Source organism: Thalassovita autumnalis (assembly GCF_001458255.1).
Taxonomy (GTDB): Bacteria; Pseudomonadota; Alphaproteobacteria; order Rhodobacterales; family Rhodobacteraceae; genus Thalassobius; species Thalassobius autumnalis.
In genome coordinates this window covers 1-10,153 of record NZ_CYSB01000017.1, presented here as the reverse complement: position 1 = coordinate 10,153, position 10,153 = coordinate 1, and the positions used below count along the sequence as shown (strand labels likewise).

The following is a 10,153-nucleotide window of genomic DNA, read 5'->3' as shown; positions in this document are numbered from 1 at the left end:
GTCAGCCATCGCTCTCGCCGCACTCGTTATTTACTGGCTATGAGTCCTGAGCCTAGAGCCGAAATTACGTTTTGGGCGTTAAAATCATTAGACCTCAAAGCTACTTTCTCGTCGCGCCCCAATTGCTGAACATATTCAATGAAGGTCGCGCCACTATCGCGCGCTCGGGCCTGCAGAAAGGAAACCAGACTTTGCTCAGGGTGTTTTGGATGAACCATTATTCAACTCCTTGCCATGACTAACATCCTGTCGCGTTTTGATTGGTTTTCAAGCTTCCTTGGCTTGCCGTTGCGCTCTTTTGAAGAAATGCCGTGTGGCTTGCTCGCGGGCATCTTTGTCTGTCATCACAATGTTTCGCATCTCGTTGTCTTGCTGGAACATCTTGACCATGCCTTGGAAGAAGGCCTGAGAGAATGCGTTGTAGACAACATCAGCTGGGTTGTTACGCACCATCTCCGTCATTTCATCATTCATGATGTCGCGTGTGACCCGCTCAAACCTGAGGAAATCCTCGCGCGAAAAGCTGGTCCCGTGGCGATCGTTGAACGAGTCGATGATTTCGGAAAGCGAGCGTTCTTCTTCCTCGGTGTAAGCGTTTGCCCCGAACTCGGTGATTGGGGCCAGCGTTGTGGTTTCACCAGCCACCAAAGAAGCGCTGCCTTCCTCGCTCTTTTTCAGTTTGAATGCCGAAAGTGACAACATGTCATCTGTGATCATGATGTCGGCAGGAACTTCACGCGAAGGTAATAGACGAGAAAGCCACGAGGCATATGCGTAGAGCTTCTCAAGCCAGGCATCATTCAGCGAAACAACCTGTGCCACAAAGGAATAGAAGCGCAGAAAACTGCGCAGGAGTTGGCGGAATTCCTCCTTTTGAGCGTCGTCTTCATCCAGATTGAAGCGTTCAACAGCGAGGCGGACCGTCCCTTCAAGGGCAAGGCGGTCCTGGGTGGAAAGATCCCCCTGGAAAAAGCGGTCTGCAAACCGTTCTACCTCGTCCTTATTCACGTAAGTGGAGGACGATATTCTTTGCTCCAGATCGTAGATCTGATTGAGATCGGTCCTCTCTTCAAGCGCGGTTGCCTCGAAGAAGGGAGAGAATGCCTCCTTAATCTCTTCCATTGTGTTCTGGAAGTCGAGCACGAAGGTGCGATCCTTGCCGGCGCGAGTTCTGTTCAATCTTGCAAGAGTTTGCACCGCCTGCAAACCGGCCAGCTTCTTGTCGGCATACATGGCCACGAGCTTGGGTTGATCGAAGCCGGTCTGATATTTCTCAGCAACGACAAGGATCTGATATTCATCTGTGTCAAATCGCTTGGGAAGCTCGGTCTCTGCAAACCCGTTAGCCAGCTCTTCCGTCCAGGTTTGGTCATCCAGTTCCAGGTCACCAGAAAACGCCACAAGAGCTTTCAGGTCAGCATACCCCTTGGCTGCAATGTAATCATTCAGGCGTTGCCAATAGCGCAGAGCATGTTCACGACTCTGGGTGACAATCATGGCCTTTGCCTGCCCATCAAGTTCGCTGGAAACATGCCGACGGAAGTGCTCCACGATCACTTCAACTTTCTGGTCAATTGCCGTCGGATGCAGAGATGCATAGCGCGCCACCCGGGCCTGGGCTTTGCGCCCCTTGAAATCTGGGTCGTCTTCGATGGCCTTCTCAAGCTGGTAGTAGGCTTGATAGGTCATGTAGTTTTGCAACACGTCGAGGATGAAACCCTCCTCGATAGCTTGCCGCATTGAATAAAGGTGGAAGGGGTTCGGGTTTCCATCGGTCCCAGTTCTGCCAAACCGTTCCAGCGTGACGTTCCGAGGGGTCGCGGTGAAGGCGAAGAATGAAATGTTCTTTTGCGGGCCGCGCGCCTTCTGGAAGGCGAGGACCATGTCCTCGATGTCGTCAGAACTGGTTGCGCTGCGTGTCAGGGCGTCTGTCATCGCCTGAGCCGCCTTGCCAGACTGCGATGAGTGGGCTTCGTCGATGATCACGGCGAAGTTCTTGCCCGATTGCCCGGAAATAGTTGCCAGATGCTCGGTGCCGAACTTTTGGATCGTTGTAATAATAATCCGTGCGCCCTTCAGGATGGCGTCTTTCAGGTCGCGTGATGTGCCTTCGATCTTCTTCACAACGCCATCTGTCTGGGCAAACCCACCAATGGTATTCTGCAGCTGCCGATCAAGGACCAGGCGGTCCGTCACGATAATGGCCGTGTCAAACAATGGCTGGTCGCCATCGTCATGCAGGTTGATTATCTGATGCGCAGTCCAGGCGATGGTGTTTGATTTGCCCGAACCCGCGCTGTGTTGGATCAGATAGTTCTGACCGGCACCATGCGCCTTTGAATCGGCAAGAGACTTACGCACCGCATCGAACTGCTGAAAACGGGGATAGATCAGCACTTCCTTCCCACCATCGCGTTCAAGGTGGATGAACCGTCCGATCAAGTCCAACAGCACCTCGCGCGAGAACACGGCCTGACAGTCAGGAAGGTCCTTATACAGATAGGCGACGCGGTTCTCGCCGGGGACGTCCGGATTGCCTGCACCGCCGTCACGGCCGCGGTTGAAGGGCAGAAAACGTGTCTTGCCGTTCAGAAGGCGGGTTGTCATGAACACGTTGTCTTGGTCCACCGCAAAATGCACGATGGCCCCTCGCTTGAACGTCAGCAACGGCTCACCAGCAGGAGAGCGGTCCTTGCGATACTGTTTCTCGGCGTGCTTGACGTTCTGCCCGGTGAGCAGGTTCTTGATCTCCCATGTCGTCACGGGAATGCCGTTGACGAAGATCACCAAATCAATCGCGTTCTTGTTCTTCGCAGAATAGGTCACCTGCCGCATCACCGACAGGATGTTGGCCTCGTAAAGCCGGGTGAGGTCCGGGTTCAGGTTGGAGGCCGGTTTGAAATAGCAGAGCGAAAACTGGATGTTTGGCACCAGCTTGATACCATTGCGAAGAACAACATGTGTCGGGTTATCCTTCAGGGCCTTCTCAAGCCGTTTGAGCACTTCGCTTTCAGCCTGCGCACTGTAGTGATCTTCCAGAACCTTCCAAGCATCCGTTTGGGTTTCTCGTAGGAACTGAAACAACAACTCAGTGTCCAGTGCCAGCCCGACATCGTAATGGCTGGGACAATCGCGCTCGACGTAACCGAGGCCTGAAGTCAGGCTGGCAACAATATGTTCTTCAAAGACTTTTTCTTGATGAATGTCTGCGGTGGAATGGGTTGTCATGATGGTCTCACTGAACTTCCAATATTTGTTCAAGCTCTCCGGTTATTGTGGTGCTTGAGTGGCGAAACCGTTCGCAGAAGGTATCAACCATTTTGCCGGCGATTTGCGCCATTGCGCTGCGATTCAGTTGTGTATTGCGCGACCAACTTGGGAAATAGCGCGGGCTTCTCAGGTCGAATTCGAACCCTACCAGTTGCTTCGGCCTATTTACGGGTTTCACGCTTCGCCCATCACCGTGAGCAACAGAGTTTCTCAATGCTACAATGAATGACAGAGCAGAGATGTTTTGCCCATTCTCGTCTTTCTGACGCAAAGAATTAAGGTGATCAGAAGCGTTGGGCAAGGCTCCAAAAAAGCCTTCTATAGACGTGTCGTTGAGTTCGATCTGGATGGCGTCGAAGATAGCAAAATTTGGATCATTCTCTGGTATTTGTCGAGCATTTACGTCCCTGTCAGGGCGGATTGGAGAAGTGCGAATTCTCTGAACGGTCCAACAAAGAATAGATGCAAAACTCGAATAGGTGTGGGTCGTTTGAAAGTTGGGATGAGGGGTTCGTAGCATTTTTCCCATTCTGTCAATCGCAGCCCACTCGAAATCTTGTTCCCTTATTTCACCCATCTTAATCTCGCTCTCGAAACTTGTTCATGCATCTAACTTCTCTTGCGATGTATCGCGTCAGCGTTCAGTGGTGCCAGCTCAACTATTGCTTGCCAGCAAAGAAATACCTTTCTGCATCTCAGCTGAAAAAACACGTTAGATATTCGCGCCCGCTCCCTGCGTTTTGCTCATTGATGTGGAAGTATCTGCGCTCGCGGAGGTAACTGTCTCAAACCAAAGGAGAGCAGCTTCACCATCCTTCTTTGAGATCTCATCAACTGTTCTGCTGTGCCGAATTCCGTTTCTCAGTTCGGCGAGTTGGTCAAATCGTTTCGAACAATCCTCCTTGGAGACAAACTTATCCGCAAATTGAGGCCAGTTGGATTTAGCAAGGATGATATCTTTCAATTCCTGAAGGTCGCAAAACTCTAACTTCCCTCGTGTTCCGGAATAGTATTCGAAGTCAAACCCGGGGTTCTTCCTTTGAGATCTTTTCAAACGCTGTTGGAGTTTTTCTGAAACATGCGGCGGGAAGATGCCTTCATGTGTATCCAAAGCGAACTCAATCTTCGAACGAATGGAGAGCTCGACGCCTTCCACCCTTGAGTCCAGCTCCCTTAGGTCAGGAGCCAGATCCAAGCGCTCTTTGATGAGCAAAGTTTCCATTGCTTCAATGAAAGTTCTCTGCCTTTCGGTAATGAATTCTTCAAAATCCGCGTCCGAGAAGTTTGACCTCAGCAGAATTTCAAATGCTGCTGGAGAAATCAGGTGGCTCTCCAATATGGCTCGCACTCGATTTTCTCCATTCTTCTCGATGAGCTCGGGAAGATACTGATTTGGCAGTTTATCACGGATGATATGCCTGTTTGTTTCGTCAAGGAGCGGTGTTCTGTTCAGGATGGAGTGAATGGAACGGTCTGTCAGGTGTGCTTCACCCCATGAGGCAGGAACAATGTGGTGGTCATCCAAAAGCTGGTTTTCGGGAATGTTTCCGCTCACCCAATCTCGAGCTCCATTCAAAACCAGAAGATTGAAAATGCCGTTGTAGATCGACGAACCGTATTTGGTTTCCCGGCGCAATTCCAAGGATTTGAAGCGCGTTTTGAACTCCTGAATAAGAGGTGGTTCGTTGGCGTCATCCTCGATCCAAGCTTTCATGGTCTGGAAATCGCGCGCCGCCGTTGACTCAACCGAACCCGAATAACGATTGGTGAAAATGGCGGCCCAATACCAGAACCGGACTTTGCGTTGAGCATCCAGTCGAACTTCTGCTGGAAGGCTTCTGACATGCTCTTGAAGGGCTGAAAAAGCAGGTAGAATGGATACATACGGAAGATACTTGGAGGAAGTGACGCCAAATTCTTGAGGGTGACGGAGCATCCCGATCGTTCGTTCCATTGCGGAAACTGATGTGTTCCACAAAGCAATGAAGTCTTCGGTAGTTGGGACCAAAACTTCTTTTTCTGTGCGCCCTTCGGCGGTCCGTATCGTTTTTTGGTGACCGGGCATCAGGTAGTAAAGGTATTTCGGCGAGCAATAGGCCTGCTTCAAGATCGACATAACTTGAAGGATATAAACATTCAGTTTGGGGCTATCGACAAACTCCAACCGGCCTTTCGCCTCGCGCCACATGAACTTTAGCTGAAGATCGCGCGGCTTGAGCAGGGCATTCAGCAGGTCAAAGACATCCAAGCGCACGCCCTTGCTGTTGATCTGGGTGAAGATGTCGCAAATCTTGTCGAGCCCCAGATCCTTGTCGAGTTCAATATAAGACACCTGATATTGATCGGTCAGGGTCTGGAGTTCTTGTCCGAACTTGGATGCGTTCTCGGCATGCACTGCGAACCGCTCTGCATCCTCGTGGTCTCCGCGCGCCTGAGCTTCTGCAGTTTGTTCCTGCCAGTATTTTTCGTATCCCTGCACCCAGTTTGGCATGGCCCATCCACCAGCACCGATCACGGAAAGCGGAAAAATATGCTCTTGGTATTGGAGCGTGACATCCTTTGTCAGTTTTTCGATGCGTTTTGACTTCCAGTCATACCCGAAAGCATCGTCGTATTCTTCCAGCATGAAACGATCGACGTTGATGAAATAGATCGCTCGGTTGCTGCGGTTGGGAAGCGGCTTCTCTGGAGCGACACAGGCGTAATACAGTGCCGTCAACCTTTGCTGACCATCCAGGACAATGTGTTCCGGTGATCCGCCTCCTGGATGCCCATAAATTGGCTCACATGCAAGGGCATCGAAGTTGTCATCCTTCCCCTTCCAGAGAAGCAGGCTGCCGACATAGTAGTCGAGAAAGATGGATCGCATGAGGTCCCTGATGTCCCAGGGCTTCCACTCGAACTCGCGTTGAAAATCAGGAACAACAAAGCGGCCTTCTTTGAGCCGCGACAAAAGGTTGTTCAGGGTAAATTGGTTGGGCTTTTGGGCGTCTCTCACAGGATCAAGTCCTCTTTGGTAAAATCTTGGTAGTCAAAAATGTTTGTGGATGTTCATCTGGATCACCGCAGCACGTGCTCAAGGATCGCAAGCGCGTCTTCTTGGGAGTTCACGCCAAAGCGGATGAGGTCGTGACCATGGAAGTCGTCATAGGCTGACAGGTTGCTGTTTGTGCCTTTTCCATCTGAGCCTTTCCAGTCTGTGCCGGTCCACTGCTTTTCGGTAGTCTTGGTTCTGGCTGGGGCTATTGGGGCGTCTTGAGCGCGCAGCCAGATGTTCTGCAGGGTATCTTTGTCGAACTCGATCCCGATGGGGTTACCGGCCTTGGTGCGGAAAGCAGAGAGGTGGGCCTTGCCCGAGGAGGCGGTCTTGGAGGGAATTTCAGAGATGGAGGGATGCGCGAGGAGGTAGCCGCGCAGGAAACCACGAAGTTCGTCGATGGATCGGGTCATGCGTCCATCTCCTCTTGCAGGGCATCAAGCCTGTGTTCCGTGAAGCCGGACCTACTGTGGCTTGCTACGTCGATCTGGCCTGTGACTGCGGCGGTGATCAGGGCAGAGCGGTATTCTTTCAGGCGGTCGATGGAGGCCTTTGTTTTTGTTTGTATCTTCAGAACACGATTGGCACTGGCCTGCATCTGCGATGCGACCCTCTGTTGGGCAGGGATTGGCGGAACAGGGACGCGGAAGCGTGCAACATCTTTCAACATTAGACCTGGTTGGGCGGCACCACGTTTGAAGCTTTCAACGTTCAGAGCGCCAATCTTCGACTCAAGGACGCCTTTCACATACTCTGCGTCTGCAGTTCGTGGGTTTATTGCAAGGCGTGCAGTGGTTTGCGTGATATTTGCTTTGTCATAGAGGAGAGGCACAATCGCGACATTCCCGACACCCGCACCAACGATGGTCATCACAATATCACCGGCTCGGAGGCGCGCCCGCGCATAGGGACGTTCGACTTGAGGTGAGACACGGAATACTGTGTCTGGTTCCGCCCAACCCTTGGAGTAGTCTTGCCCTCTCACCATCAGAATGCCGCTTTCGTCGCGTTCGCCCGGTTGAACGATGCCATAGGTTATTTGGCGGTTAGGGTCGATGAGGTTCTTTAGAGAAGTCGCTACCCAGTTAGGGGGAAGATTTTGATCCCAAGTGTCCTTGTCGAATTTTTCATTTGGAGCAAGACCGAGTGCCAAAGACGCCAGTTCAACGGAGTGCTGCTCCTCCAGCAACGCCACCAAGCGCTGCTTTTTCTCGATCAGCAGGTCTATTCTTGCGGTCTCGCGGTCCAGGAAATCGGCGATCTGCCGTTGGGTCTCGAGGTCTGGGAAAGGAATGGCGATGTTCCCAACCGTTTCAGTGTTTAGATTGAGTTGTGTTCCATGCTTGCCCAATCCGGAAAAACACTCACGACAAACAAAAATCCAATAGAGGAATTTTTGGGACTCGATAGGTAGGTATGGGAAATAGACGAACCCATCGTGGATGCATGCTTTCATGCCCGTTATGCAGGGTTTACCTACCGAGCCAGCAATTGAGAGGAACAATTTGCCACTCTCAAGTTTGACGCTCTTGGATGCGCCCAAGTCAGACAATCGTTGAGTTGTAGACTTTAAGAGACCGGTTGATGCCGTGACGTCACTAATGCGAACCCAAGCGAATTCACCGTCGTCGTCAAAATAGACTGGATCGTCGATAGGTCGAGGACTTGCACCACGCATAACTGGAGAAATGGTCTTAATGCGACGTGACGCCCAACCTTTCGGCAGCGAGTGAAACCAGGTCGCTGTCACGCCACCACCTCCTTCAACAATCCAGCGATCTCCGCTTCCAGCGTCTTCAATTCGGCGTCGATCTCTTCCAAGGGACGAGGCGGGACATACTGATAGAAATAGCGGTTGAAGTTGATCTCATAGCCGACCCGGCCGACCTTGCCGTCCTGTGTATCAGTGTAGCTTTCATCCACCCAGGCATCGGGCACAAAGGGTGTGACCTCGCGCGCCACATAATCTTTCCAATCCTCGCCCAGTGGCACCAGTTCATGATCGCGCAGGGTGGTGTCCGCTTCCGGGTTGCCTTTCTTATCGGTGCAGGTCTCGGCCTCTTCATCGCGCTCGGTAAAAGCGTTCAGGATGGCTTTCTTGACCGGCGCGCCGAACTTAAGGCCGGATTTCTTGAACAGATCGTCCATGGCTTTGGCGAAACTGTCCGCGTTCATCCAGTGTCCGCCGCTTAGGAGGGATTGCACCAGGGTCAGCGCCTTTGCCTGGCTGCCCTCGTCAAGTTTCTGGAACGGTTTGGCCTCCAGAAGGGCTTCTTTTCCGCCCTCAGACCATTCAACGCGCAGTTTCAGCGGGCGTTCCACCCGGATCTCACGATAGCCGAAATCCGTTGTGTCAAAGATCTTGGACACATCGGCCCAGTCGGAATTGCCGTTCAGCATGTCATGGTAGATGCGGGCGATTTCGTCCGTGGCGTCCTGCGGGATCTCCCGCCGTTTGGAGCCCAGCGATTTGCGCATCGGTTTCCAGAAGCGCTCGCCGCTGGCGTCGATCAGCTGAACCTTGCCCCGGCGTGCCGGGTCCTTACGGTTGGTGAGCAGCCAGACATAGGTCTGAATTCCGGTGTTGTAGAACAGGTCGGTGGGCAGGGCGATGATCGCCTCGACCCAGTCATTTTCCAGCATCCAACGGCGGATCTCGCTCTCACCCGATCCTGCACCGCCTGTGAAAAGGGGCGAGCCGTTCATAACGATGCCGATGCGCGTGCCTTGCTCGTCGTTGCGCATCTTGGAAATCATGTGTTGCAGGAACAGAAGCTGCCCGTCCGAGATCCGTGGCAGACCGGCGCCAAAGCGGCCCTGCATGCCAAGTTCGGCAGCCTCGTCTTTGATCGGATCCGCGTATTTCTTCCAGTCGACCCCATAGGGCGGGTTGGAGAGCATATAGTGGAAGCGCTTGCCCGCGTGGGCGTCCTGGGTGAGCGTGTTGCCGAAGGCGATGTTTTCCGGGTTGTGGCCGGTGACCAGCATGTCGGATTTACAGATCGCGAAGGATTCCGGGTTTAGTTCCTGCCCGAAGAGCTCCACGCGAATGCGTTCGTTCAGCTCCTTCATCTCCATCTCGGCGATGGAGAGCATGCCGCCGGTGCCCGCCGCCGGGTCATAGATCTGGCGAATGACGCCTGAACCGGTCAGGGCTTCCTTGTCGTTGACCAAGAGAAGGGACACGATCAGCCGGATAACCTCGCGCGGGGTGTAGTGTTCCCCGGCGGTTTCGTTGGAAATCTCCGAAAAGCGGCGGATCAGATCCTCGAACAGGTAGCCCATTTCGATGTTGGACACCTTGTTCAGGTGAAGGTCGATCTGGGTGAAACGGTCGAAGACCTGGAAGAGCAGCCCAGCATCGTTCAGGCGCTTGAGCTGGTCGGTGAACAGGAACTTGTCCAGGAAGATATCACGCACATTCGGTGAGAACTTGGTGACATATTCGATCAGGTTCTTGTGGATGTCCTTTGCATCCTGACCTTTGAGGGTCGCGAAGGTGAAGCGGGAAAGGTTGTAAAGCCTGATATTTTGGCCAACCACGCCGGCAAGAAGCGTGTCTCGCGCTTCATCGTCCATGTCGGCGGGCAGCGAGGAAGCCATGTCCAGAACGGCAGATTTGGTTTCATCGAGGATGCAGTCCAGACGGCGCAAGACGATGAAGGGTAGGATGACTTTGCCGTATTCGGATTGCTTGAAATCTCCGCGAAGAAGCTCGGCGATGGACCAGACGAAGGATCCAAGTGATTTTATGTCGGTGCTCATGAAATGACTTCTACCCTTAGTCTTTGGTATCCGTCCGGTGTCCCCGCTCTGACGGCGTGATGGAGTGCCTGCTAGATGTCC

6 protein-coding genes are annotated in these 10,153 nt (G+C 52.9%); all 6 read right to left on the bottom strand.

Annotated features, from left to right (window positions below):
* Window positions 1–267 precede the first annotated feature (267 nt).
* The 6 genes from TL5118_RS04890 to TL5118_RS04870 all read right to left on the bottom strand — a co-directional run bounded on the left by TL5118_RS04890 (window position 268) and on the right by TL5118_RS04870 (window position 10,072).
* Window positions 268–3,228 (bottom strand): type I restriction endonuclease subunit R, encoded by a 2,961-nt coding sequence (locus tag TL5118_RS04890; RefSeq protein WP_058242153.1) that lies wholly within the window; start codon window positions 3,226–3,228, stop codon window positions 268–270.
* Between the two features lie 7 nt (window positions 3,229–3,235).
* Window positions 3,236–3,847 (bottom strand): hypothetical protein, encoded by a 612-nt coding sequence (locus tag TL5118_RS21150; RefSeq protein ID WP_131727407.1) that lies wholly within the window; start codon window positions 3,845–3,847, stop codon window positions 3,236–3,238.
* Between the two features lie 135 nt (window positions 3,848–3,982).
* Window positions 3,983–6,268, bottom strand: a complete 2,286-nt coding sequence (locus tag TL5118_RS04885) for a GmrSD restriction endonuclease domain-containing protein (protein ID WP_058242150.1) — start codon at window positions 6,266–6,268, stop codon at window positions 3,983–3,985.
* A gap of 62 nt (window positions 6,269–6,330) precedes the next feature.
* Entirely contained in the window at window positions 6,331–6,720 is a 390-nt protein-coding gene (locus tag TL5118_RS04880; protein ID WP_058242151.1) for a hypothetical protein, read from the bottom strand.
* Window positions 6,717–8,057 (bottom strand): restriction endonuclease subunit S, encoded by a 1,341-nt coding sequence (locus TL5118_RS04875; protein ID WP_058242152.1) that lies wholly within the window; start codon window positions 8,055–8,057, stop codon window positions 6,717–6,719. Before TL5118_RS04875 ends, TL5118_RS04880 begins: the two co-directional genes overlap by 4 nt.
* Window positions 8,054–10,072, bottom strand: a complete 2,019-nt coding sequence (locus TL5118_RS04870) for a type I restriction-modification system subunit M (RefSeq protein WP_082626151.1) — start codon at window positions 10,070–10,072, stop codon at window positions 8,054–8,056. Before TL5118_RS04870 ends, TL5118_RS04875 begins: the two co-directional genes overlap by 4 nt.
* Window positions 10,073–10,153 lie beyond the last annotated feature (81 nt).